The sequence below is a fragment of the Mucilaginibacter aquariorum genome, assembly GCF_024498135.1.
GTDB lineage: Bacteria > Bacteroidota > Bacteroidia > Sphingobacteriales > Sphingobacteriaceae > Mucilaginibacter > Mucilaginibacter aquariorum.
Genome location: NZ_JANHOH010000001.1, coordinates 700,364 through 724,729 on the forward strand (window position 1 = coordinate 700,364; position 24,366 = coordinate 724,729).

The window sequence follows — 24,366 nt, forward strand, 5'->3', positions numbered from 1 at the left end:
TAATTTATAATCCTTCCCTCCTCTGCCAATTTGGCAAACCGCAAGCTTTGGAACGGGCATTGATTGGGTGTATCCGTAAATCATTCAAATTTTCTAAACACATAATACTATGCAAGAAAAAGGAACAATTTCGATACACACCGAAAACATTTTTCCCATAATTAAGAAGTTCTTATACTCTGATACCGAGATATTTCTGCGCGAGCTGGTATCAAATGCGGTTGATGCTACACAAAAAATAAAACGTCTGGCTTCATTAGGCCAGTACAACGGCGACCTGGGCGACCTGCGTGTTGAAGTTGCCTTTGATGCAGACAAAAAGACCATCACCATATCTGATAATGGTTTGGGTATGACGGCCGAAGAAATAAAAAAATACATTAACCAGATCGCATTTTCGGGTGCTACCGAGTTTGTGGAGAAATTTAAAGAAGCTAAAGACGCCAACGAGATCATCGGTCGCTTTGGTTTAGGCTTTTACTCTGCGTTTATGGTGGCCGATAAAGTTGAAATTGAAACCCTATCCTACCAGGATGGCGCTACTCCTGCTCATTGGGTTTGCGATGGCAGCACCGAGTTTGAAATAAGCGAAGGCAGCCTGGAAGAACGCGGCACCGAAATTACCCTGCACATTAATGCAGAATCGGAAGAGTTTTTGAGCCAGCACCGTTTACAGGAAATATTGGATAAATACTGCAAATTCTTACCCGTACCTATCAAATTTGGCACTACCACTCAAGAGGAAGAAGACGGTGTTGATGAAGAAGGCAAACCAAAATACAAATCTATCGAGGTTGATAATATCATCAACGATACTAATCCTATCTGGACAAAAGCGCCAAACGAGCTTAAAGATGAGGATTACCTGAAATTCTACAAAGAACTATACCCATACTCTGAAGACCCGCTATTCTGGATCCACCTTAATGTTGATTATCCGTTTAACCTTACCGGTGTATTGTATTTCCCTAAACTGAAGAACGATTTTGAGATTCAGAAGAACAAAATAAAATTATTCTCCCGCCAGGTATTTATTACCGAAGAGGTTAAAGATATTGTTCCTGAATTTTTAATGTTGCTGCATGGTGTTATCGATTCGCCGGATATCCCGTTGAACGTATCACGTAGCTTTTTACAGGCCGATAGCAACGTTAAAAAGATAAACAGTTATATCACCAAGAAAGTAGCAGATAAGCTTGCCGAACTGTTTAAAAACGACCGTAAAGGCTTTGAAGAGAAATGGAACGACATTGGCCTGTTTGTAAAATACGGCATGGTGAGCGAAGATAAGTTCTATGATAAGGCTAAAGATTTTGTTTTGGTAACCAACACCGCTAAAGAAAACTTTACGCTGAATGAATATAAAGACAAGGTTGAAGCTGTACAGACAGATAAAGATGGCCAGCTGATATACATTTATACCAACGACCCGCAGAAACAGGATTCATTTATCCAATCGGCAGGTAAAAAAGGTTACGATGTGTTGGTGATGAACTCTCCTATCGATAATCATTTCATCAGTCAGTTAGAACAAAAGCTGGAAAAAACATCTTTAAAACGTGTTGATGCTGATGTTGCTGATAAGCTGATCAAGAAAGATGATGCACCTGAGCATGTTTTAACCGAAGAGCAATCAACAAAAATTAAAGAGATCTTTGATAAGGCCATTAACAAACCTGCTTACAAAGTGCAGTTGGAAAGCCTTAATCCCGATGAGCTACCTGTTACGGTTACGATGGACGAGTTTATGCGCCGTATGAAAGATATGGCTGCCATGGGCGGCGGTATGGGTTTTTACGGTAACATGCCCGATAACTACAAGGTAATTGTAAATGGCAACCACAAATTGATAGGCAAGATCTTAGAAGGCGAAGACGAAACTGTACAGGCACAACTTGCCAAACAAGCGTTTGACCTGGCCCTGCTATCACAAGGGTTATTAACCGGTGCCGAGCTAACCGAGTTTGTTAACCGCAGTGTTAGCCTGATATAAAAAGTACATTTAGATCATACAAAGCCATCCATTAAAACGGGTGGCTTTTTTTATGTAAAATATTTTTGAGTGCTTTATGGAAACTCGCTTGTAAATGCATCTTAAATAAAAAAACAATCATGAATTATGCTCACAAACAATCTTATTATTCAACAGCTTGCCCTTATTTAAGTAAAACAGCGAAGGCTGCTAATTGTATTACAATATACTGCAATAATCTTCTTTTCAATTAAACTTATTGCTAAGCATAAAGTCTAACACGGGTATTACGTTATTATACATTAAACCATTAAAAATGAAAGCTTTAATTAAAATATTTTTCGCTTTATTCATCGCATTTGCTGCCATAGCTCCCGCTACAGCGCAAACTAAAAAAAGTGAGAAAAAAGCAGCAAAAGCTGCCGCTATTAAAAAGATGATAGAATCAAAAGATTTTACTTTTGAAGCAAACTATGCCTATCCATCATATGGCATCCAACGTTATTTAACAGCGGGTTATGATCTGCGTGTTGCTAAAGACACTGTTGCATCATTTCTGCCATTTATGGGGGTTGCTTATTCGGGTGCCGGATATACTAATAGTGATGACAACGGAATTAAATTCACATCAACTAATTTCACTTATACATCCGAAGAAAAAAAGAATGGCATGTTCTATGTAGTGATAAAACCAAAAGATGTAAAGAACGCCAGCCAGATGGCATTAACCATTTCGCCTAACGGTAGTGCCGATCTATCGGTGTTGAGCACTAACCGCGAGCGGATGCGTTTTACCGGTAATATTAAAGAAAAACAAAAGAAATAAATTTAAAGTTTATGTTACGGATAGCTATTCCATCAACAACAATATCGGCTAAAGTTTTTGAGCAGCACACCCTCCTCACTCCACCCAACGGAACGGAAACAGAGGTAAGTGGTGAATTAGTATTACTATTTGAAGATGAGGAAGAAGCTGTAGCTTATTTAGATAAACTGGAAGATTATTCAACCGAACTGGATCATAAGTCCCCCGAAAAATCGGTAATAAACGCTTTGGTTAGCGCAATAACTAATGATGAATTTGTACAAGCTTATTTGAGATAAACTTGTACAAATTCTTATCCGATATTAAACATTCAGGTTTTTACTAATATATTGAATGCTGCTGTTAATGCTTGCAAAAGCATCTTTCGGCATATCATGTTCAACAAAAAAGCTGCGCATGCCAGCTGTAGAGGCGGCCGCGAATATGGGCTTAAAATCAATAGTACCACTACCTACAGGCAGTATATTCTCACGGCTTGCATCCAGATCTTTCACATGCCATAATGGGAAACGACCAGGGTTTTGTCTGAACAGGTCAACAGGGTCTTTCCCCGCTTTAATAGCCCATGCCAGATCCAGTTCCATTTTTACATGTGTAGGGTCTGTTTCTGATAACAACATATCGTAAGGTATCACACCTCCGCTGATGATCTTAAATTCCATATCATGATTGTGATAGGCAAACGTGATCCCCGCCTTTGTAGCCGCCTCGCCGGTTTTATTTAATACCGCAATTGATGCCTTTAAGTCGTCCATGTTTTCAGTTGGGGTATTGGCACATACCAGGTATTTAACCCCGCCCTCGGCCGCTTCGTCTACCAACTGCTGCATATTGTCCCGTAAGTTTCGCATTGGTGGTATTACCATGGGTTTACCATCGGGCGTGGTTGGCATTTTAGCGCCTGCCGGCATTTTGAACGGCGCGCCCAGCACATGATGCGATTTCCACGATAAGCCCAGATTATTTGCCAGTGATTTAAATTCCTTTGGTTTAAGGCCATAATAACCACCCTTTTTGCTAAATGCCGATTCTACTTCTTTGTAACCCGCTGCAGCAACCTTGGTTAAGGTTCCCTTAACATCGGCATCTATTACATTAAAAAATGTAAACAGCTGCACACCCACCGGGTGTTTAATAATGTTTAGGTATGATGATGCCTTGCCTGATAAAACTGCACTGCCAAGCACCAAAGTGCCCGTGCTTTGCAAAAACTTGCGCCTGTTAAAATTCATTACGTTTATAATTTAGTTTACTTGGTAAGTAAATCTAAATCAATTAATTTAAAGAAAGAAATTTTATTGTGTCAAATCAACGCATTAAGCATTTAGTGATACAAACAGTTAGCAATCAAACCAGTCCACCCTGTTTGGTGTGCTGAGCCTAATCCCCTGCCGGTATCCCCATCAAAATATTCGTAGAACAGAATATGATCTTTAAAATTAGGGTCAGTTTGCGCTTTTTCGTCCTGCCCGTTTATTGGTCTGCGGCCATTTGCATCCGGCAGGAAAAGTTTTGAGATCCGCCTGTAAATTTCGTTGGCAACTTCTTTCAGGTTCATCATATTACCGGAGCCGGTTGGGCATTCTACTTTAAGATCGTCGCCGTAGTACAGGTAAAAATCGTTCAGGCTCTCTATAATGAGGTAGTTAATAGGCATCCAAACCGGACCCCGCCAGTTACTGTTGCCGCCAAACATATTGCTATCGCTTTCGGCAGGCACATATTTTATACTAAACTGAGTGCCATTAATATTTGCGCTGAAAGGGTTATCGAGATGATATTTTGACAGTGAACGAATACCATACTCACTTAAAAACTCATTTTCATCCAGCATATATTTAAGGATCCCCTTCATACGGTACCCGCGCAACAGGCTTATCAAATGTTTACCACCGGCGCTTTTCTCATCCCAGCGGGATACCAACGCGACCAGATCGGGGCGATTGGCCTTAAACCAATCCATACGTGCACGAAAGATGGGGTTATTCACGATATCCGCTTCATTTAGTACCTCGGTAGCAAATAAAGGTATTAAACCTACAATACTGCGCACCTTCATCTTCTCTGCTGTGCCATCCGCCATACGCAGCTGGTCGTAAAAAAAGCCATCTTCGTCATCCCACAAACCACTATTACCACCTTCGCCCAGGTTTGACATAGCCGCCGAAATATAAATAAAGTGTTCAAAAAACTTAGAGGCAATATCGGCGTATGCTTTGTTAGTAATGGCAAGTTCGGCAGCTATGCGTAACAAGTTAAGAGAATACATGGCCATCCAACTGGTGCCGTCCACTTGCTCTAAACGCGCACCATTTGCAAAGCGGGTGTTGCGGTCAAAAACACCAATGTTATCCAGTCCTAAAAAGCCTCCCTCAAATATATTATTGCCAACCTCATCTTTACGGTTTACCCACCAGGTAAAATTGAGCATCAATTTATGAAAGATCCGTTCCAGGAAAAACGCGTCTCCTTGCCCTCCGTTTGCCTGTTTATCTAACTGGTAAATCTTCCAGGTGGCCATGGCAAGCACAGGCGGATTAGCATCGCTAAAATCCCATTCATAGGCGGGTAGCTGCCCGTTGGGGTGCATATACCAGTCACGCACTAACAAATTCAATTGCCTTTTAGCAAAGGGCATATCAATAGCGGCCAGTGGGATGCAATGAAAAGCAAGGTCCCAGGCGGCAAACCATGGATACTCCCATTTATCGGGCATGGAAATTATATCCTGACTATTAAAATGTTGCCATTTACTATTGCGCTGATGCAAACGTTCTACAGGCGGGCCGGGCTCTGCCGGGTCGCCGCTTAACCATTGGTGGATATTGTAATAATAGAACTGTTTGTTCCATAACATACCGGCAAATGCCTGGCGTTGTATTTTGGCTTTTGCATCATCTGCATTTTTAGGGTGAAGATCCTGATAGAACTCATTCGCTTCCTGCCGACGCGATGCAAATACAGCATCAAAATCATTAAAAGTATTTCCGGCCTGGTCAGATAATCTTAACCCGATTATGGTACTTTCACCTGCCGGGATAGTTATATCGTAGTTAAACGCAGCCTTTGTACCTGTATTTGCCGGGTTAACGGTATTAGCTCCGTATAAAACATGATCGTTTATACCGTCTTTGTAATACGATTTGCCATCGTCTACATTATTGAAACGTTTTGTATTAGTTTCGTTATCGCAGAAAAGGATTGTTGATGTTCCTTCGGCGATTAAGTGCTTTTGTTCTAAATCCTTATGTTCTATCCTTATGGCGTTGTTTGCATCTGCCGACAGTTGCGGTTTATAATTATCATACCCCCAGTCCCATGTATTGCGAAACCAGATGGTTGGCAGCACGTTTAAACTTGCAGCCTCTTTGCCCCTGTTATGTACGGTGATCTTAATCAGGATATCATCGGTTGATTGCTTGGCATATTCAACAAATACATCAAAGTATTCATCATTGTTAAAAATGCCGGTATCCATCAAATCGTACTCGGGTTGGGTACGGTCGCGTTTTTTGTTCTCGGCAACCAATTGGTTATACGGGAATTGCTGCTGCGGATACTTATACAGCATTTTCATGTAAGAATGCGTAGGCGTATTATCCAAATAGTAATACACTTCCTTTACATCTTCGCCGTGGTTACCTTCTGCATTGCTTAAGCCAAAGTAGCGTTCTTTTATAATAGTATCTTTCTTATTCCACAATGTTACCGCGAAGCATAAGAGTTGTTCGTTGTCGCAAATACCGGCTATACCTTCCTCGCCCCAACGGAAAGCTTTACTACGGGCAATATCATGAGTAATATAATTCCAGGCATCGCCATCAGCGCTATAATCCTCACGGACGGTTCCCCATTGTCGGTCGCTTACATACGGGCCCCACTTTTTCCATCCAGTTGCCTTTAACCTATCCTGCTCTGCACCCATTTTTAATTTTTATTTCCAAGCGTTCCTTAAAAAACGAAGCCAGTTACCATGCATCATATTTTCGATATCAGCATTAGTATAACCCCGTTTTTTTAACAAAGAAGGTACCTTCTGCATATCAGCAATAGTTTCCAGATCATATGGGCATTGCTCTTTTCCAAAGGCGCCGTCTAAATCTGTGCCCATACCTACATGCAGGGCATTACCCGCTATCTGGCAAATATGGTCAATATGATCAATCATTACCTCAAGGTTGCAGTTCATTTTACGTGGGGTTGACTCTCCCCTCACCCAATTAGGTACCATCATCCAGGCATCAAGGGCGGCGCCAATTACCGCGCCGCGCTCAATAAGGGCTTTTATCATTTCATCGCTGTACTGCCGGTTGTGGTTTACCAACGCTCGGCAATTATTATGGCTGGCCCAAATATGGCCGTTAAAATTATCCAGTGCTTGCCAAAAAGCATCATCGCAAAGGTGGGTAGCATCAAGGATAATGTTCAGACGCTCCATCTCTTTTAGTAACTCAATTCCGTTAGCACCCATTTTTCCGGTAGCATCGGTACCATTGGCATACCTGCCCGGCCCGTAATGCGCGGGGCCAACGGCACGTAGGCCGTTTTGATAGGCACTTTCTAAAAAACCTACGTCTATAATAGAATCCGCGCCTTCAAGGCTTAATATGTACCCAATAGGTTTATCTGTATTATCTGCACCGTCGTTCCATAGGGCAAGGTGATTATTGAGACTTTGCAAATCGGTTACCTGGGTCATTTCACCGGCAATTTCCATGGCTATATACCAGGCAAGCTGCCCTTGCGTTTGTGCCCACGCCTGTTCTGGTGAATGCCAGCCGGGTAGCGAATTACCAGGAGCTACATATCTGCCTATTTGCGTTGCAACCACTAAACCAATATTCCCTTTACGCAGCTCGGGTAAGGAAACTACCGCTTTGGCACGATCGGGTTTATCAGTTAAACCTTCTTCGCGCTGGTTTATTTCGGCAACAGGCCTTTGCAGGTCGCGGTTCCATTCCAGCGCGTTCATACTTAGGTCTAAGTGGGCGTCTATAATGAACATATATTTTAGATTACACTGATTGTGTTTGTGATTACACAGATTTTAGATCGTTATTTTCCTATCTCTTGCGGTTGTCTTCCACTCGCCTGCAACTAACTGGTTTTCAATTAACACAGCGCGCTCATATAAAGAAACAGTTGGGCATATATGATAAGGTAAACCATACATTATATCGCCTACTTTATAATGGTGATCTTTACCGGCATCAGCCACTAAGTGTTCTTCGCTTTGGCCGGTAAACACTAATTCGGGGGCGTTTAAAAAGTAGATCCTTTTACTCAACTCATTTTCTGCAGCTACCGATTTATGGCCAACATCAATACATATTTTTCCATCCCCGGGTAAAGAAATAACCCTTGCAATAACAAGGGCTGCTGTTAAAAAAGCCTGCTCCTTAAAGGCCAGCTGATATCCTCTATCCCAATAAGCAAATGTTCCCGGGCTGCATTCAATATTTTTTCGCTGGGCGAGAATTGGGAAGGTTGGCGAACCACCCGCAATTACTATAGGTTCTTTGTATCCTTTAGTTAAAATAGCAGCGGCTAACTTTAAAACAGGTTCAATACTTTCATCAGACCTTTGCTTGCGCACATTGTAATCGCTATCATGGATATGACCATCGTAAGCATGCAGGCCCATGATATCTATCCCCGGTAGCGATGCACAGGTTTCATACAAACCTAATGCTTCATCGGGCACAATACCTGTACGGTTCATACCAATATTAAGATCAATACAAACCGGTATTTGGATGTTATTTTTTAGTACCTCTATCGATACGGCATTAGCTGTGACCTGGTTGTCTACCAAACAGGAAAACGTTGTTTGCGGATAGGTTTTTATTAATTGAATAAACCGTTTAAGCTTTGGCCCCGAGGGCTGGTAAGCCAACAGTACATCCGGGGCCTGGCTCATGCCCAACATTTCTGCTTCCGCAATGGTGGCACATTTAAACTTGTTAATGCCGGCCTTTATCATCAGCAGGCAAATATCTTTGCTTTTATGTGTTTTTACGTGTGGCCTTATACGGGATACGTCATCGATCATGGTTTTAACCAAATCGATATTGCTTTGTACCCTGGCGGGATATACCACTAAGGCTGGCGTATCCAGCTCATCAACATTATTTATGGTATACCACTCAGATGATGCCATGTTTGTATCTTTAAACTAATTCAAATAAAGCTTCTATCTCAACCGGGATATTATCGGGCAACGAACCCATACCAACAGCGCTGCGAACGCCTATACCGTTATCTTCCCCCCAAACTTTTGCAAACAGCTCGCTTGCACCATTTATAATGTATGGATGTTTTTCAAAATCGGGCGTGCAGTTAACCATGCCTAATACCTTTATTACACGTTTAACCCTATCCAGGCTGCCTAAGTTTGCTTTAATTGTTGCCAGCATAGCTAAGCCAACCTGCCTTGCTGCAAGCTTTCCGTCTTCCATACTAATGGTTTCGCCTATGCGGCCAATAATAAGGCTGCCATCATCCTGTACAGTACCGTGGCCGGATAGGTAAAGGTATTTACCATCAATTAAACAAGGTTTGTAAATACCAAGCGGTTTTGGTGCAGGTGGCAGGCTTAAGCCTAATTCTTTAAAGTTTTGTTCAGCTGAGTTCATTTTGTAAATCTATTATTTAAAAATAAAAAGTAGTATAGTTTTAATTTTAACCACAGAGGTCACAGAGAAAAAGACACAAAGAACACAAAGTAAAATTATGGTTCTTAATTTAAATTCTGCAGTTAAAATCGCTGCTAACTCTGTGAAACCTCAGTGTCCTCTGTGGTTAAAAATTTGAAAACAAAAAAAGGCCGGGAACCACCCCAGCCTTTAATTTATATAACCATGTAGTATTAAAGTTTAAACGTTACACCAACATTTACAGCATAGTCTGCAAATGCAGCATCGCCCTGTGCATATACACCGGTTAACCGCGTAGTGATTTTATCAGGAACACTTTGTATACGATCGCGAACCATAGCAATCGGAACAAATGTATAAATAGAGAAACTTTTGATGCGATAGGTGATACCCGGTTCTGCAGATATGATATAACCCGGCCTGCGGAAACCATTACTGCCACCAACCAGATCTTTAGCCGGTAAACACTCTTCACGTACACCTGCCGAGAAGTTAAATTTGCCCACACCATAATTTGCGCCAACCCTAATCATAAACTGATCCGGAACGCTCATTATATCACTACCGTTACTTACTGCTTTGGCACTTGGCGTACCGCCGCGTGCAGATGATACACCATTTTGCTCGCGTGGACTGATCATGTAATAGAAAGTGCCATACAGGCCAAAATTATGCGAGAAGTTATAGTATCCGTTTAATTCGGTTATAATACCAGTGCCACCATCACCTAACTGTATAGACTGATCAACCGGGCCTAATAATTTTGCACCGCCAACGCCGGTGTTTTGAAAATAATCCTGATAGTTATAGCTTCCGGTAGGCAGCTTTAATCCTAAACCTGCCTGAATATTTCCTTTACGGGCTTTAGCCGGGTTTAATAACCAGGCGTAGGCTTTCACGCTTACATCACCTATGCCAAATGAATGTGTATCATGTCTTTCTTTACCGCCATGTTCATATAATGAAGAGCGGACGTTATTAAGTATGGGTACATCTATTGAAAATGACCAACGGTTGTTGAAGATGCGGGTAAGTGTAAAATCCTGAGCGAATGAATGGTTAATAACATTGGTACCCAATGCAATACGTTGTTTTTGCTCTTGTTTGCCTACAAAGTGTTTGTATGAGCGGTAGTATCTGCTATTGGCGTTAAAAAGCCAGCTGCCGCTTGATGACAGGCTATCCGGGTGTTCATCCATAGCGCACAGGCCACCTGTACTTCTGATGGCCACGCAACCCTGCGCGTTTACATTTGTATTATTAAAGAATAAGTAAATAGCAATTCCGATAAAAAATTTATAAGTAAATTTCATGTTTATGATTTATGTAAAAAGGTTAAATGTTGTTGTAATACAGCCGACACACAATAAGGATTGGCTATAACCCGTATCCAGGGTTTATATTTATAATTGTTTTAAATGTGATTATTTTTAAAAGTGGGCACTTTGAGATTGGACGATACTTGCTTAGTTGCAAACCATAATGCTATAAGGGTGCAATAGCTGCCGCCACGCTCTATCCATTCAAATAGCCCATAATGCGGGTACAGCAATTCGCTTGAAATTTTCCATATTATGAATAAAAGAAGGATGCTTCGGATAGGCTTAATTAATACAATAAGGGCGGCGGCTATTTCAAATACACCAACAAACTGTGCAACTTTTGCAGGGTTGGTAAACCCTATTGCCGCATACTGGCTTAACAAACCTTTCTTTTGAATAATGTTTAACCAGCCATGCCCCATCAGCAGCAAGAAACCAACTGTTTTTAAACAATTGAATACATTTTGTATCGTAATGGCGTCAACCGCAGCATTGGGGTTAATGGGTACAAATAACTGGCGAAAGCTTTTAATCCCTCCCGATAGGATAAGGAGCGCAAGTGGTGCACCAAAGTTACCGGCACGCTCTATAAACTCCGCAAACGGCTCGCCGGATACAGGGCGCAAAAAGGCTGTTACTCCCCCCCATATAACCAACCACAAGGCAATGGCACGAATAGGGTAAAACAACATTATTACTCCCAGTAAAATATCGCACACACCAACCCATGGCATTAAAGCATAGGCAGTATCGGTACCAATACCAAATACGGCAAAATAGTTACACCATATTTGTTTTGTAATAACACCAAATATACCATGCCCTATAAAGCACATAGCCACAGCTATACGTAAAACATAATGTATTTTTTGTTCGGTCCTAAGCATACCCTCTCTCACTATTTCCCTCCGCCGTCTGTTTTGGCCCTGTTTACAGCATACTCGCCAACTTTAATACCACTGGCCAAACCTGCATCGCAATCACTGCGGTAATGTATACCACCGTATAATCTTGACATACCGGCTTCTTTTGCCATTGTCATAAATTGTGTTGCTTTTTCAGGCACCAGGTAACTCAAAACGGTAGCAGCAGCACCACTGAATGTAGAGTGGCCTGATGTATATGACGGAAAGTTTGGTATGCCCGTAAGCGTTTTTATGTTAAACATGGTTTGTGTTGGGCGGGGATTAAAGTAAAAATATTTGGCATCCCAGCAAACAATAGCAGCATCCATTTCGGCCATGTTAAGTAATGCGAAATTACGCGCCCAGCGTACTTCACTGTAATTATGTTTAACAAATTCATCGGCAGCAATAACATTCCAGTGCCCTGTAGGGGTTACTGTACCTGCACCATCTGCCCAGAATGCAACAATACGTTCATGCTCGCGGCTATGATCGTTACTCATAGCCAATACCTCATCAGCTTCTTTTTTAAACTCGGGCGAACCGGTTGAATATGGTGCGGGCGGGCGGATAGATGGTATAGTTGAGTTTTCAAATAAAAACGGCTTTACCTTTGAAAACAATGGCAGCATTGGCGGGCGTTTTGGCAATTCAAGGCTTATCCATGGCACCTGGCCGGTTGCAGATGTATTTGTTTCAAATGCTTTCCAGTCCTCTGGTTTGCCAATAGCCGCACCAGCGCCGTCTGTGCGTGCACGGGCTAAAAATACAGCTGCTACTTGTTTACCAAGGGCTTCGCCTGCATCCATATCAGAGCGGGTATTAGCACCTGCCATAATGCGGTATAGTTTTTCTTCAGCAACTTTCTTTTGGATATAATCCAGATCACCAGGGAAAAGCAATTCCATCATTTTGGCAGTAACACCTGCCACTACAGCATCTTCGCTTGGATACGAAGGCAAATCTGACTTAGGAACAAGCGCTTGTATAGCCGGGTCATTTTTGTAAGGTGCCGGGCGACCAAATTGCTTTTTAAATTTCCATGTCTGTACAAGTGCATCATACTGCGCAGCACTTACATAAGCATAGGCACGTGCTGCATATGGCGGGTTTGAAAACGGAAACAATGGATATGCTAACGGGTTAGCTGCACTTGGCGCAGGATAAGTGCCATCATTATTTTGATATGGCGGCAGGTTATGTTTTGCAACAAGTTCGCGCAAAATCTCGTTCCACCTTAATACCGAGCCAGCGCTCCAGTATTTGATAATATCTTTTTGTTCGTTGGTAAGGTTACGCTGATAGCTTTTTATCTCGTTAAGATCTGCCAGGTAGTTTGGCGTAGTAATAGCATCGGGCGTAGCCACGGTAAATGTAGATGACGCTGTTAATACTGGCGTCCAGGTATCAGCATCAAGATCAATGTTAGCTGGCGCTAATGCAGGGTATAACTGGTTACGCTCCTGGATATCCTTTTTGCATGATGAACTAAATACCGATATGGCTATCATCATTACAGGAATTATATTGAGTATGTTTCTTTTCATGATTGTTCTTATTTATCAGATTTATCCTTTTTTACCGCAAACACGTAGTACAAACCACCAAAAAACGATCTGTTTTGACCAACATTACGGCCTTTTAACACATAGTTGCCTCCGGCAGTAAGTTCAAGGCCCGGTATAGATTGAAACATGTATTTGAATATGGCCCCCGCCATAGTTGCATCCATATTGTTGCTTGGGAAAGGCATATTATTTTTTGTGATATCGAAGCCGCCAATTGTATTAAACTTAGTTAAAGTTGCTTCGGCATTAAATTTTAAGCTGCGGTAACCGGTGCTAACCAAAAAGTTTGTAGCATTTGGCATAGCCACCTGATTGGTGTAATGCATTTCGGTAGTGTAATAAGAGTCGCGATCAATAGTTATATTGTCCTTACGTACATACTGGCCAGAACCCGCAACAAAGAACCTGCCTACCTGATAATTTAGCAAACCACGCAGGGCGATGCTTTTACTACGCATACCTAACGATAAAGGAAGATAATCTGCCTGGTAATCGCCAACAGGGATCACACCTGATGCAATAGCATGTAAGCTTAATAAACCAGTGCCCACCTCTTGCTTAACAGCCAGCCATTTAACAGCCAAACTAATATCCTGCACACCACGCTGGCCCCTTAAAGTACCTGCCGATGCATTTGATGTAATGTAAGGTATCATAAATAATAAGTTTACCCTATTGCTTAAACCGTAGTTACCGCCAACAGCATAAACGTTGCTGCTTATTGTTCCAAGGTTTAAGTTTTCGCGTTTAAAGGTACCTTCCCAGTAATGGTCCCAGCTATTGTGGGTGTACACGCCGGCGGCACAGAAATAATTTTTAGGGATCATTAAAGCATCGTTTTCAGTTTGAGCGCTTGCCGGTTGAAAGAACCCGGCACAAACTAAAACAACTAAACAATACTTGAATATATATTGTAAACAGTGTTTCATATAAATTTTTAAGTAAGAAGTACAATAAGCGTATTAAGCATCAGCTGCTAACAATCTCACAATTAGTAGCTGACGCTAAATATTCACTTCGCAGATATGAATAAATGTGCCGCATTACGACAAAGCGCAGCAACAGCGGTATTCAAATCAGGAATATTAAGTTAAATGGAATATTAATCAACCGATGTGATTAGGCGGTTTGCCCGGCGATTCGATATAAGGATGAGTTAATTTGGAAGATATAGGGTTTTCTCTTCTATCGATGGAATCTGTAAAACTTAAAAATGTGAAGCTTACCTCAGGATTATTATACTCCGAGCTTACTGACGATACCTTTTTAATAGGCGCCTCTTGTCCCTTTTTACTTAGGGGAGCATCGCTTACATTTTTAGCTACAATTATATTGGCATTAAAAAGCTTTGTTTTTACACTGTTTGCAATACAAACCAGGTACATGGTGTCACGGGTCATTTTAACGCCCACGTAATTATAAAAACCATCTTTTAACTGAATTTGGCCCTGCACATGTTCATAATCGGCCCAGTCTGATGTTCCGGAGTTATGCACCGGGATCTTTATTTGTACAAGCTGGGTGGCATCTACCTTGTTCTCATAGATCTGTTTAATGATCTGCACTTCGGAACGATGAATGAAATATTCGAAAATAAGGCTATACCCACCTGTATTAAACAGATGTATGCTAAGTAATAATAAAGCAAAAAACCTTCTCACAGTTCGTTAGTATTAGGGACAATACAGGGTAAATATATGTATTTATTTAACTATAACAAAAAAATTACAAAAAAGCCCTTAGCTATTAAAACAATCTTAAGAACCAATTGTAAGGGTTACTTATCCGGGTTAAAAATAGCTACCGCGACCCTTGAATCGGCACAGCCATAATACAAAAACCATTTCTTTTGGAAATAAACCAATCCCTCCATAAATACAGTGCCTGCAGGATATTGTCCGCTTTTTTCAAATGCTTCTTGTGGTACAAAAAAGGGCTTATCTAATCTGCGAATTGCTTTAGTTGGATCGCTTGCCGAAAACATTACCTGCCCGCCACAATACGAGTTTGCAGTATAATGCTTATCGCCATAAGTGATGTTATTTTTGCCATTGTACAACAATAGAATGCCTTTTGGAGTAATTATTGCCGGAGGGCCGCACTCGGTTAAATCACTGTCGAAGTAATTTTTGCGGGGCGATATCAGTGCTTTAAGGCTGCCATCATTGTTCATTAAAGGGGCCCAGTTTATCAGATCTGTGGAGGTAGCGGCATACACACCGGTTTCGCCCCAGTACATCCAATACTTCCCATTAATTTTCGCGATTATCTGCTTTCCGCCTGTTAGTTTTGTTATAATGGATGCCGATTTACTGGCGATATTAAAGAACCTGCCGTTGTATGCCTTGCGAAATATAGGGCCATGCTTCGTCCACTTTTTTAGATCTTTTGATGTGGCTACACCTAAACGCGGCATATCGTGGTTCCATTGGGTATAGAAAACGACATACGTTCCGTTGGCGGTCATAGCAACGCGTGGGTCTTCACAACCACCTGTCCACTCAAATTCTTTCTGGCTATCATTATCGGGGTATAACACTGGTACAGGCGACCGCTTAACCGAAATACCGTTGCTGCTTTCGGCCAGGCCAAGGCGGGAAGTCCTGCCCCCTATCCCGGTGCCCGATTTATCTTCGGCGCGATAAAGAATATATATTTTGCCATTTTTTATGGTAGCAGCGGGGTTAAAGGTGTCGTTAGATTCCCAATCCATTTGCTTTTTGCGCATGGGGTCATAAAAACGTGTTGTAGTATCGGGACTTATCAATGGGTTAACCCCAGCCGGCCGCACAAATGGGCCAAAAGCCCAGGATGGTAATTCGTCGGTTTGTGCCGATACGGAGCCTGCTGTTAATACAAGCAGGATTAAAACACGAATAATTTTGTAAAAATCTCTCATCATAATTAATTAACAGGTGTTAACCTTACCAGGTATTGATCCATATCGTCTTCATATAAAAGCTCCGTTACCCAACCTTCTTCGGCAGCAACCGCTTTTAGTTTTTCATGGTCGATATATAACCATTTAAACCAGTCGGTTTTTTTCCCTTTGTAGGCATACTGATATAGCAATTCGCCATAGTATTCGCCTTGGGGTAAATCACCTTCATACAAATAAGCAATATCAGAAGAATCAAATAATAACTGGCCGCCCTTATTCAGCAGCGTTTTGGTATGCCGTAAAAATAGGTGTAATTGTTGAATAGTACCACATAGCCCTATACCATTCATCATTAATAATAAGGTATCGTATTTATCTGCCTGATAGGTGAAAATATCTTTTGCTATTGCATGTTTAACCCCGCGCTGCAGCATAACAGTAACAGCCAAACCCGATATATCCAGTGCGGTAATTTCTAATCCCTTATCCTGTAATATTAAAGCATGGCTACCGGCACCCGCACCAATATCCAAAACTTTGCCGTGGCATTTATTAAGTGCGATTAGTTCCAGGTCGGGCATTTCCTCTTCGGTACGGAAATATGCATCCAGCGGCATCTCTTCTTTTGGACCGTAGGTGTTGTTTATCCATAACTTATGCTTGCCGGCATTTTTAAAGTGATCAAATAATGCCTGCCCAAATATATCTTTCAAGTAATTTGTAATTTATACAGACCAAAGAAAGGAATTGTATGCTAAAGCGTCAATCTTTTTTCTTCACAATGCTAAGCTCACCGGTATTTTCCATGTAAATCTCTTTTACATTATTAAGGGTATCTTCATTTGCTTTCAGGCGTACATCGCTCATCAGGTCATCTTGTGTCATAAGACATTTATGCAGATTTCTTTCGTTGATATGGCCATCCTGATAAAGTAATATCTTTTCGCCTTTTAAAAGTTTGCTAACTGGTTTGCTGTATAAAATAACCCACCCCAATATCCGGTGAATTAAAACCAGAACCAGGCAGGCCGCTACTGTAGCCATAAACGGGGAAGCACCAACTACAGCCCTGCTCAATACCGCACCAAGTATAATGGTAATAGTGATATCAAAGGCCGACTTTTTGCCGAACGTCCTTTTTCCAGATATATGTATCAAGGCGAGCGCTATAAAGTAAACCACAAATGCCCTTGCGCTCATTTGCGATAAGGTGAGATCTTTACCCTCGCCGAATATTTTGATAATGATATCCATAGATTGATACTTGTATTAAAATAACATTAACACGTTGCTAAATTATAATACAAACACAATGGAATTGTTTGCCGGCAAGTATAAAATTAGCTTGTAAGCTTATGTTAATCAAGTTTATAGGCTAAGGTTAACCGCACAAAAAAGACCCCGAACCGGAGCCTTTGTAATATTAAGTTTGAAAAATTAAAACTGTTAATGCTCAACAGGTTTTTGCTGTTCGTTTACCATATGGGCCAGGGTACTATCCGGCGTTACATTGCCCATAGCCATCTGCAACTTATTTTTAAAGCCGGACACTATTTTATCCTTTCCGGCCATTAGCGCGTCGTAGCCATCTTTGGCTACATTGGCAGCGTTTGCCATGGCTTCTTTGTCCTGCACGGCTTTGCTATCGTTCATACCGGCTTTGTTAAAAAAGTCGGTATCAGTTACACCGGGTTGTAATGCGGTGATCGTGATATTGGTATCCTTAACCTCTTCGCGAATAGCTTCTGTTAATGATAGTACATAGGCTTTTGTAGCATGGTAAACCGCCTGCCATGGGCCAGGGGTTTCGCTTGCAATAGATGCCACGTTTAATATCTTACCTTCATTACGACTTACCATTTCTTTCAGGAAATGTTTAGTAAGTATGGTTAATGCCCCAATGTTAAGATCAATGATCTTCAGTTCACGATCTATATCGTTATCTTTAAATAAACCATAAACACCCTGCCCGGCATCATTCACCAAAACATCAACCTGTATACCGGTGCGTTTCACCTCTTCGCAAAGCGAGAATACTTCATCGCGGTTAAACAGATCTTTAGCTATGGTTATTACATCCACTCCGTTCTGTTGTAACTCTTTTGCTGTTTTATCCAGTTCCTGCTGATTGCGGGAAACAATGATCAGGTTATAATTATCTTTTGCAAATAACTTTACCAGCTCTAAGCCTATACCGCTTGTTGCACCGGTAATTAAGGCATATTTTGTTGTGTTACTCATAGTTATATTGTTTTATTAGATGTCACGCTCACTTATCCATTTACCACTTCGCCACCATTAACATGTATAACCTGACCGGTGATGTAGGATGAATCGTCTGATGCCAGAAAAACATACGCCGGGCCCACCTCTGATGGCTGCCCTGCTCTTTCCATTCCTGTTTCTTTGCCAAACTCTTTTATCTTTTCCTCATCAAAGGTTGATACAATGAGCGGTGTCCAGATAGGGCCGGGCGCCACGGCATTTACACGGATCTTCTTTTTAGCAAGATTTGTGGCCAAAGAGCGGGTAAACGCAGTAATTGCCCCTTTTGTAGATGAGTAATCTATTAAATTTGGTGAGGAACGATAGGCGGTTACCGATGTGGTATTGATAATTGTATCCCCTTCATGCAGATGCTCAAGCGCTGCGGTTGCAAAATGGAAATATCCAAAAATATTTGTTTTAAATGTATCTTCCAGCTGCTCTTCAGTAATATCCTTCAGGTCCTGCTTTGGAAACTGTACGGCAGCGTTATTTACCAGAACATTGAGTTTGCCCAGATCATTTACTATTTGCTCAACCGCGTTATTTACAAACTGCCTGTCCTTTACATCTCCCCGTATCAGTAAACATTTACGGCCTTCCGCCTCAATTAACTTTTGTGTTTCAGTGGCGTCTTCGTCTTCTTCCAAGTATACAATAGCCACGTCTGCTCCCTCACGTGCATAATGTACGGCAACCGCACGACCAATGCCGCTATCGCCACCGGTTATTAGGGCTACTTTACCTTCCAGTTTGCCGGCTGCTTTGTAATTGGCTTTTATATACTCTGGCCGCGGGTCCATTTCGGCTTCTACTCCGGGCTGATGGTCTTGTTTTTCGGGTGTTTCTTGTTGTGTGCTCATATATCTTAAATTAAAATAGCTATCGCGGTTAAGCGAAAGCCTTGTTATTTATTGCCAGGGTTTCATTACAACCTTAACGCAATCATCTTCTTTTTTGTCAAATATCTCATACCCTTTAGCTACCTCACTTAATGGTAGTGTATGAGAGATAATATCGTCCAGTACAACCTTCTCTTCTTTAACCAGGTCTATCAGGTGATCTATATAATTAAGTACCGGCGCCTGTCCCTGGCGGATAGTTAAGCCTTTATCAAACATGCGGTGCATCGGGAAATTATCGTAGGTTGAGCCATACACGCCCATTATGGTAACTGTGCCGCTTCTGCGTACGGCTTTAAAGGCCATATCTAAAACCTTCATGCTACCTACTTCAAAATTCACCAATGCTTTGGCTTTATCAATGATAGTACGTTCGGGCTCAAAACCTACCGCATCAACACAAACATCGGCGCCACGGCCACCTGTCATCTCACGGATGGCTTCTATCACATCAACCTCGTCAGGGTTTAGGGTATCAACTTTATTTACAGTACGTGCTTTTTCTAAGCGATAGTTTAATGGGTCGATAGCGATAACACGGCTTGCTCCGTTTATCCATGCAGCCTTTTGCGCCATTAAACCTACCGGCCCCGATCCAAATATGGCTACCACTTCGCCGCCTTTTAGTTGTGCCCAATCAATGGCCGACCACCCCGTAGGGAAAATATCGGTCAGGAAAAGCACCTGTTCATCGGTCATATTATCAGGTACAATCCGCGGACTGATATCTGCATAAGGTACCCTTACATATTCGGCCTGCCCGCCGCTGTAGCCGCCGTACAGGTCAGTATAGCCAAATAAGGCTGCGCCTTTCTGATCCATCATGTCGCCATTGGGGCCATAATGTTTGTAGTTAGAATTTTCGCAGTTTGGCGATGCACCGTGGTTACAAAAGAAACAATGCCCGCAAGCAATAGGGAAAGGCACAACTACCCGGTCGCCTTTTTTAAGGTTAGTAATTGCCGAGCCAACCTCCTCCACAATACCCATAAATTCGTGCCCCATTATCATATCGCTGGTTTGTGGCACGCCGCCGCTTAATATGTGCAGATCCGAACCGCAAATAGCGGTAGATGTTACCTTAAGAATAACATCCCTCGGGTCTTCTATACGTGGATCGTCAACAGTATCGTAACTGATGTCGCCGGGTTTGTGAAATACCGCTGCTTTCATAAATATTATTTTAGTTTTCGTTTAGTTTTAATACAACATGGGTTATTAAATTATAGTTTTAAGAAATTAAATTTATTCTATAGTTATAAATCATAATCAATCGTGTGATTAAAACCATCAGGAACACAGAAGAAACGAACCTATCCTTGTAATGCTTTTGCTCTCTGTAAAAAAACGCTGTGCACTCTGTAGTTAAAATTTTACCTTCACCTTCGAAAATTGAATTTAAAAATGAAGTTACATACTATAGATACCGGCTTTTTTAAATTAGATGGCGGTGCCATGTTTGGCGTAGTGCCCAAAGTGATATGGAATAAAACCAACCCGGCCGATGATAGAAACCTTTGCACCTGGGCCATGCGCTGCCTGCTAATAGAAGATGGCAGCCGCTTAATTTTGGTTGATACCGGCATTGGCAACAAGCAGGATGAAAAGTTTTTTAGTTATTACTATTTGCATGGTGATGCTACACTGGATAGTTCGTTGGCTGCAAAGGGCTTTCATAGGGATGATATAACCGATGTATTTTTAACCCATTTACATTTTGACCACGTTGGCGGTGCTGTTACACGTAATGGGGAAAAACTATCTCCAACATTTAAGAACGCTACATACTGGAGTAACGAGCAGCATTGGGATTGGGCAGTTAACCCCAACGAGCGTGAAAAAGCATCATTCCTGAAAGATAATATATTGCCCATACAGGAAAGCGGACAGCTGAAATTTATCCAGGCCCGGGATGGTGTGAGCTTTACTGATGACATTAGCATCCGTTTTGCATACGGCCATACCGATGCCATGATGCTGCCGCTTATTAATTACAAAGGTAAACAGCTTTTATACATGGCCGATCTGCTGCCATCTACAGGCCATTTGCCTCTGCCCTATGTAATGGCATACGATATGTTTCCACTAAAAACTTTAGGCGAAAAAAAAGCTTATTTAAATGAAGCGGTTGAAAAAGAATATATACTATACCTGGAGCACGACCCGATAAACGAATGCTGCACCCTGCAACAAACTGAAAAAGGAATAAAGGTGAAAGATATATTTAAGCTGGATGAGATGTAATTTTAACGTTTAAGAAATTTTATTAAATAAACTTCTTAAATCTTTCACCACAAATATTATTCCAAAGTAAGTCAATTAAAACATCTTTCAAATAATAGTAAAATACTGGCATTATTGGCTATAAAATGTTATTTTTAGAAACAAATTTGTAGCTTTGCACGTTCAATTCTAAATTAAAGAATCGAGGTTAATTAAATAAATGAGACAACTCAAAATAACTCAATCAATTACCAACCGTGAGTCACAGTCCCTCGACAAATATCTTCACGAAATTGGTAAAGTTGACCTAATAACTGCCGAAGAAGAGGTAATTTTAGCACAGAAAATTAGAGAAGGCGATCAGGCTGCATTAGAGCGCTTAACAAAAACGAACCTTCGTTTTGTGGTATCGGTAGCTAAACAATATCAAAACCAGGGACTTACCCTTGGTGACCTTATTAACGAAGGTAACTTAGGGTTAATTAAGGCTGCAAAACGCTTTGATGAAACCAAAGGTTTCAAATTTATATCATACGCTGTTTGGTGGATCCGTCAATCAATATTGCAAGCTATTGCAGAACAATCACGTATTGTGCGTTTGCCATTAAACCAGGTTGGTTCCCTGAGTAAAATAAGCAAAGCATTTTCAAAGCTTGAACAGGAATATGAACGCGAGCCATCTCCGGAAGAGCTTGCAGATATGCTGGAAACTACAGTAGACAAAATATCTGACACCCTGAGTAATAGTGGCCGCCATGTATCTATGGATGCACCATTTGTACAGGGAGAAGAAAATACTTTATTAGATGTACTGGAAAACCAGGAACCTAATACAGATTCTATCCTTATTAACGAATCTTTATCTGAAGAGATTAAACGTTCGTTATCTACCCTTACCGAGCGCGAACGCGAGATAATTGTTTTGTTCTTTGGCTTAGGTAGCAATCATCCTTTATCACTGGAAGAAATTGGCGAAAAGTTCAATTTAACACGCGAGCGTGTACGTCAAATTAAAGATAAGGCGCTGCAAAGGTTACGACATACCTCAAGAAGTAAGATCCTGAAATCCTATTTAGGGTAACTATAAGTTAAAACTTAAAGCCTCCGTTAAACAAAACGGGGGCTTTTTTCGTTATGGTTATATGGATCCATCCGGCTACGAACACTTGTCACCCGCCGAAGCAATTGCTTATCAGGACGAGCTGCGCCAAAAGATCCAGATTCGCGAACTTAAAACGCCCTTTAAAACCATTGCCGGGGCTGATATTTCCTTTAATTTAGATTCTGAATTATTATATGCAGGCATCGTGGTATTTAAATATCCCGATATGCAGGTGATAGCCACATCAACCGCTATGTCACATACCTCGTTCCCTTATATTTCGGGCTTGCTCGCCTTTAGAGAGATACCTGCATTATTTAACGCGTGGAATAATCTTTATGTAAAACCCGACCTTTTGGTGTTAGACGGACAAGGCATAGCCCATGAACGCCGCCTTGGTATTGCTACGCATTTTGGCTTGCTTACAAATGTGCCTACTATAGGCAGCGCAAAAAGCAGGCTTTATGGAAGGTACGAAGAACCCGCTGATGAAATATTTGCCGAAAGCCCTATGTATGATAAAGGCGAACTCATTGGCATTGCGCTACGCAGTAAATTACACTGTAAACCTATTTACATTTCGCCGGGGCACAATATCAATATGCAACAAAGCGTTGATGTGATAAAAAATTGCATTCGTGGCTATCGCATACCTGAACCTACCAGGCAGGCGCACATCTTAGTAAATAAAATAAGGGTAAAGAACGGGGAAGATAATACTAAGCAGCTGGGATTGTTCGATTGATAGCTTAAACTGTACATGTCTCACATCCGTACCTTATTAAAGTACTTTTACAAACCCATCCTACCCTGGAACTTGGGGTTTACCCTTACCGCTATCTTTTTTATTGGTACATACGGCGCCCGGGTAACAGGCTTTATGTTTTTTTGGAAATTTATAGGTTATGCTTCAACAATATTCCTGCAAAGCTATACCGCCAAAAACGTTTATATGTATTACCGCAATGCCGGTTACAGTATAAAGCGGATGTATATTTATGCCTTTGCAATTGATATGGCCATATTCATAATTATGCTCATCGTTTTATTTACCGCCTCACACTTATTTGCCCCGCACCATGTACACACTAAAGGCCGATAGCATTGAACTGGCTTTTGATGGCCGCAAGATCTTGCGCGATGTTCACCTGTCATGCAAACAGGGCGAAGTAATTGGTTTGTTAGGCCGCAACGGCTGCGGTAAATCATCCTTACTAAAAATTATTTTTGGCACTTTAACTGCCGCCCACAGGTATGTTAGTATTAACGATCAGTTTATACACAAAGGCTATCACGATAACCGCATAGCTTATTTGCCGCAGCACAACTATTTGCCAACTGGTATCCGGCTGGATAAATTAGCTAAAATACTCGTCGATCCCTTTTCATGGGATGATTTTGCCGAACTACCTATCTATCAACAAAATGCAAATAAAACTGCCGGGCAGGTATCGGGTGGCGAACTGCGCCAGCTGGAAACTATGATGATCATTCATAGCAGGGCAGATTTTATTTTGCTTGATGAACCCTTCACACACATATCACCCATACAGGCCGATGCATTTAAACCTATTATCCGGGCATGTGCCAAACGAAAAGGCATCATCGTAACAGATCATCAGTATTATAATATATTAGAGGTTAGTGATAAGGTGATTTTACTAAATAATGGCTGCACAAAACATATTATTGATAATGAAGAATTAGTTACTTACGGCTATCTTAGCAGTATCAATCGATAATA

24 protein-coding genes are annotated in these 24,366 nt (G+C 41.4%); 8 read left to right on the plus strand and 16 right to left on the minus strand.

Annotated elements, in window-relative coordinates:
* The first annotated feature begins 109 nt into the window (after window positions 1-109).
* The 3 genes from htpG to NPE20_RS02975 all read left to right on the plus strand — a co-directional run bounded on the left by htpG (window position 110) and on the right by NPE20_RS02975 (window position 3,076).
* Window positions 110-1,993, plus strand: coding sequence for a molecular chaperone HtpG (gene htpG, locus NPE20_RS02965; RefSeq protein ID WP_256537109.1), 1,884 nt, complete (start codon window positions 110-112; stop codon window positions 1,991-1,993).
* A gap of 295 nt (window positions 1,994-2,288) precedes the next feature.
* Window positions 2,289-2,798, plus strand: coding sequence for a DUF4251 domain-containing protein (locus tag NPE20_RS02970; protein WP_256537110.1), 510 nt, complete (start codon window positions 2,289-2,291; stop codon window positions 2,796-2,798).
* A gap of 11 nt (window positions 2,799-2,809) precedes the next feature.
* Window positions 2,810-3,076 (plus strand): hypothetical protein, encoded by a 267-nt coding sequence (locus tag NPE20_RS02975; RefSeq protein ID WP_256537111.1) that lies wholly within the window; start codon window positions 2,810-2,812, stop codon window positions 3,074-3,076.
* Between the two features lie 24 nt (window positions 3,077-3,100).
* On the opposite strand, the gene NPE20_RS02980 is transcribed toward NPE20_RS02975, so the two are convergent.
* From NPE20_RS02980 to NPE20_RS03055, 16 genes are all read right to left on the minus strand, one after another.
* Window positions 3,101-4,030 (minus strand): sugar phosphate isomerase/epimerase family protein, encoded by a 930-nt coding sequence (locus tag NPE20_RS02980; RefSeq protein ID WP_256537112.1) that lies wholly within the window; start codon window positions 4,028-4,030, stop codon window positions 3,101-3,103.
* A 92-nt stretch (window positions 4,031-4,122) separates the two neighbouring features.
* A complete protein-coding gene (locus NPE20_RS02985; RefSeq protein WP_256537113.1) occupies window positions 4,123-6,723 on the minus strand; it encodes an MGH1-like glycoside hydrolase domain-containing protein in 2,601 nt (866 codons plus the stop codon).
* Window positions 6,724-6,732: 9 nt separating this feature from the next.
* On the minus strand, window positions 6,733-7,803 hold the full coding sequence (locus NPE20_RS02990; RefSeq protein WP_256537114.1) for a dipeptidase: 1,071 nt from the start codon (window positions 7,801-7,803) through the stop codon (window positions 6,733-6,735).
* Between the two features lie 42 nt (window positions 7,804-7,845).
* Complete coding sequence (locus tag NPE20_RS02995) at window positions 7,846-8,958, minus strand: D-TA family PLP-dependent enzyme (protein WP_256537115.1); 1,113 nt, start codon at window positions 8,956-8,958, stop codon at window positions 7,846-7,848.
* A 10-nt stretch (window positions 8,959-8,968) separates the two neighbouring features.
* A complete protein-coding gene (locus tag NPE20_RS03000; RefSeq protein ID WP_256537116.1) occupies window positions 8,969-9,433 on the minus strand; it encodes a RidA family protein in 465 nt (154 codons plus the stop codon).
* A gap of 233 nt (window positions 9,434-9,666) precedes the next feature.
* Window positions 9,667-10,767, minus strand: coding sequence for a hypothetical protein (locus tag NPE20_RS03005; RefSeq protein WP_256537117.1), 1,101 nt, complete (start codon window positions 10,765-10,767; stop codon window positions 9,667-9,669).
* 101 nt (window positions 10,768-10,868) lie between these two features.
* Window positions 10,869-11,663 (minus strand): hypothetical protein, encoded by a 795-nt coding sequence (locus tag NPE20_RS03010; protein ID WP_256537118.1) that lies wholly within the window; start codon window positions 11,661-11,663, stop codon window positions 10,869-10,871.
* Window positions 11,664-11,674: 11 nt separating this feature from the next.
* Window positions 11,675-13,228 carry a vanadium-dependent haloperoxidase gene (locus NPE20_RS03015; RefSeq protein WP_256537119.1) on the minus strand — a complete coding sequence of 518 codons (1,554 nt, stop codon included), beginning with the start codon at window positions 13,226-13,228 and terminating at the stop codon, window positions 11,675-11,677.
* 8 nt (window positions 13,229-13,236) lie between these two features.
* Window positions 13,237-14,178, minus strand: a complete 942-nt coding sequence (locus NPE20_RS03020; protein WP_256537120.1) for a hypothetical protein — start codon at window positions 14,176-14,178, stop codon at window positions 13,237-13,239.
* Between the two features lie 177 nt (window positions 14,179-14,355).
* On the minus strand, window positions 14,356-14,910 hold the full coding sequence (locus NPE20_RS03025) for a hypothetical protein (protein ID WP_256537121.1): 555 nt from the start codon (window positions 14,908-14,910) through the stop codon (window positions 14,356-14,358).
* 116 nt (window positions 14,911-15,026) lie between these two features.
* Window positions 15,027-16,151, minus strand: a complete 1,125-nt coding sequence (locus tag NPE20_RS03030) for a beta-1,2-mannosidase (protein ID WP_256537122.1) — start codon at window positions 16,149-16,151, stop codon at window positions 15,027-15,029.
* Between the two features lie 2 nt (window positions 16,152-16,153).
* The gene (locus tag NPE20_RS03035) at window positions 16,154-16,843 is read right to left on the minus strand and encodes a class I SAM-dependent methyltransferase (RefSeq protein ID WP_256537123.1); all 690 of its coding nucleotides are present in this window, start codon (window positions 16,841-16,843) and stop codon (window positions 16,154-16,156) included.
* Between the two features lie 49 nt (window positions 16,844-16,892).
* A complete protein-coding gene (locus NPE20_RS03040; RefSeq protein ID WP_256537124.1) occupies window positions 16,893-17,384 on the minus strand; it encodes a DUF421 domain-containing protein in 492 nt (163 codons plus the stop codon).
* A 192-nt stretch (window positions 17,385-17,576) separates the two neighbouring features.
* Window positions 17,577-18,371 (minus strand): SDR family NAD(P)-dependent oxidoreductase, encoded by a 795-nt coding sequence (locus tag NPE20_RS03045; RefSeq protein WP_256537125.1) that lies wholly within the window; start codon window positions 18,369-18,371, stop codon window positions 17,577-17,579.
* A 32-nt stretch (window positions 18,372-18,403) separates the two neighbouring features.
* Complete coding sequence (locus tag NPE20_RS03050) at window positions 18,404-19,258, minus strand: SDR family oxidoreductase (RefSeq protein WP_256537126.1); 855 nt, start codon at window positions 19,256-19,258, stop codon at window positions 18,404-18,406.
* A 48-nt stretch (window positions 19,259-19,306) separates the two neighbouring features.
* A complete protein-coding gene (locus NPE20_RS03055) occupies window positions 19,307-20,470 on the minus strand; it encodes a zinc-dependent alcohol dehydrogenase (RefSeq protein WP_256537127.1) in 1,164 nt (387 codons plus the stop codon).
* A gap of 231 nt (window positions 20,471-20,701) precedes the next feature.
* Between NPE20_RS03055 and NPE20_RS03060 the strand changes: the two genes are divergently transcribed.
* From NPE20_RS03060 to NPE20_RS03080, 5 genes are all read left to right on the plus strand, one after another.
* Entirely contained in the window at window positions 20,702-21,541 is an 840-nt protein-coding gene (locus NPE20_RS03060; protein ID WP_256537128.1) for an MBL fold metallo-hydrolase, read from the plus strand.
* A 199-nt stretch (window positions 21,542-21,740) separates the two neighbouring features.
* Entirely contained in the window at window positions 21,741-22,601 is an 861-nt protein-coding gene (locus NPE20_RS03065; protein ID WP_129875191.1) for a sigma-70 family RNA polymerase sigma factor, read from the plus strand.
* A gap of 61 nt (window positions 22,602-22,662) precedes the next feature.
* Window positions 22,663-23,367 (plus strand): deoxyribonuclease V, encoded by a 705-nt coding sequence (nfi, locus tag NPE20_RS03070; protein ID WP_256537129.1) that lies wholly within the window; start codon window positions 22,663-22,665, stop codon window positions 23,365-23,367.
* A gap of 15 nt (window positions 23,368-23,382) precedes the next feature.
* Window positions 23,383-23,724: a hypothetical protein gene (locus NPE20_RS03075; RefSeq protein WP_256537130.1), complete on the plus strand. Its 342-nt coding sequence runs from the start codon at window positions 23,383-23,385 to the stop codon at window positions 23,722-23,724.
* Complete coding sequence (locus NPE20_RS03080) at window positions 23,702-24,364, plus strand: ATP-binding cassette domain-containing protein (protein WP_256537131.1); 663 nt, start codon at window positions 23,702-23,704, stop codon at window positions 24,362-24,364. The genes NPE20_RS03075 and NPE20_RS03080 overlap by 23 nt, the downstream gene beginning before the upstream one ends.
* The last annotated feature ends 2 nt before the right edge of the window (window positions 24,365-24,366 follow it).

Excerpts from the sequence above, each read along its gene's own strand:
- htpG (WP_256537109.1), top strand. The coding sequence starts at position 110 with ATGCAAGAAAAAGGAACAATTTCGATACACACCGAAAACATTTTTCCC.
- NPE20_RS02970 (WP_256537110.1), top strand. The coding sequence starts at position 2,289 with ATGAAAGCTTTAATTAAAATATTTTTCGCTTTATTCATCGCATTTGCT.
- NPE20_RS02975 (WP_256537111.1), top strand. The coding sequence starts at position 2,810 with ATGTTACGGATAGCTATTCCATCAACAACAATATCGGCTAAAGTTTTT.
- NPE20_RS02980 (WP_256537112.1), bottom strand. The coding sequence starts at position 4,030 with ATGAATTTTAACAGGCGCAAGTTTTTGCAAAGCACGGGCACTTTGGTG.
- NPE20_RS02985 (WP_256537113.1), bottom strand. The coding sequence starts at position 6,723 with ATGGGTGCAGAGCAGGATAGGTTAAAGGCAACTGGATGGAAAAAGTGG.
- NPE20_RS02990 (WP_256537114.1), bottom strand. The coding sequence starts at position 7,803 with ATGTTCATTATAGACGCCCACTTAGACCTAAGTATGAACGCGCTGGAA.
- NPE20_RS02995 (WP_256537115.1), bottom strand. The coding sequence starts at position 8,958 with ATGGCATCATCTGAGTGGTATACCATAAATAATGTTGATGAGCTGGAT.
- NPE20_RS03000 (WP_256537116.1), bottom strand. The coding sequence starts at position 9,433 with ATGAACTCAGCTGAACAAAACTTTAAAGAATTAGGCTTAAGCCTGCCA.
- NPE20_RS03005 (WP_256537117.1), bottom strand. The coding sequence starts at position 10,767 with ATGAAATTTACTTATAAATTTTTTATCGGAATTGCTATTTACTTATTC.
- NPE20_RS03010 (WP_256537118.1), bottom strand. The coding sequence starts at position 11,663 with ATGCTTAGGACCGAACAAAAAATACATTATGTTTTACGTATAGCTGTG.
- NPE20_RS03015 (WP_256537119.1), bottom strand. The coding sequence starts at position 13,228 with ATGAAAAGAAACATACTCAATATAATTCCTGTAATGATGATAGCCATA.
- NPE20_RS03020 (WP_256537120.1), bottom strand. The coding sequence starts at position 14,178 with ATGAAACACTGTTTACAATATATATTCAAGTATTGTTTAGTTGTTTTA.
- NPE20_RS03030 (WP_256537122.1), bottom strand. The coding sequence starts at position 16,151 with ATGATGAGAGATTTTTACAAAATTATTCGTGTTTTAATCCTGCTTGTA.
- NPE20_RS03040 (WP_256537124.1), bottom strand. The coding sequence starts at position 17,384 with ATGGATATCATTATCAAAATATTCGGCGAGGGTAAAGATCTCACCTTA.
- NPE20_RS03045 (WP_256537125.1), bottom strand. The coding sequence starts at position 18,371 with ATGAGTAACACAACAAAATATGCCTTAATTACCGGTGCAACAAGCGGT.
- NPE20_RS03050 (WP_256537126.1), bottom strand. The coding sequence starts at position 19,258 with ATGAGCACACAACAAGAAACACCCGAAAAACAAGACCATCAGCCCGGA.
- NPE20_RS03055 (WP_256537127.1), bottom strand. The coding sequence starts at position 20,470 with ATGAAAGCAGCGGTATTTCACAAACCCGGCGACATCAGTTACGATACT.
- NPE20_RS03060 (WP_256537128.1), top strand. The coding sequence starts at position 20,702 with ATGAAGTTACATACTATAGATACCGGCTTTTTTAAATTAGATGGCGGT.
- NPE20_RS03065 (WP_129875191.1), top strand. The coding sequence starts at position 21,741 with ATGAGACAACTCAAAATAACTCAATCAATTACCAACCGTGAGTCACAG.
- nfi (WP_256537129.1), top strand. The coding sequence starts at position 22,663 with ATGGATCCATCCGGCTACGAACACTTGTCACCCGCCGAAGCAATTGCT.
- NPE20_RS03075 (WP_256537130.1), top strand. The coding sequence starts at position 23,383 with ATGTCTCACATCCGTACCTTATTAAAGTACTTTTACAAACCCATCCTA.
- NPE20_RS03080 (WP_256537131.1), top strand. The coding sequence starts at position 23,702 with ATGTACACACTAAAGGCCGATAGCATTGAACTGGCTTTTGATGGCCGC.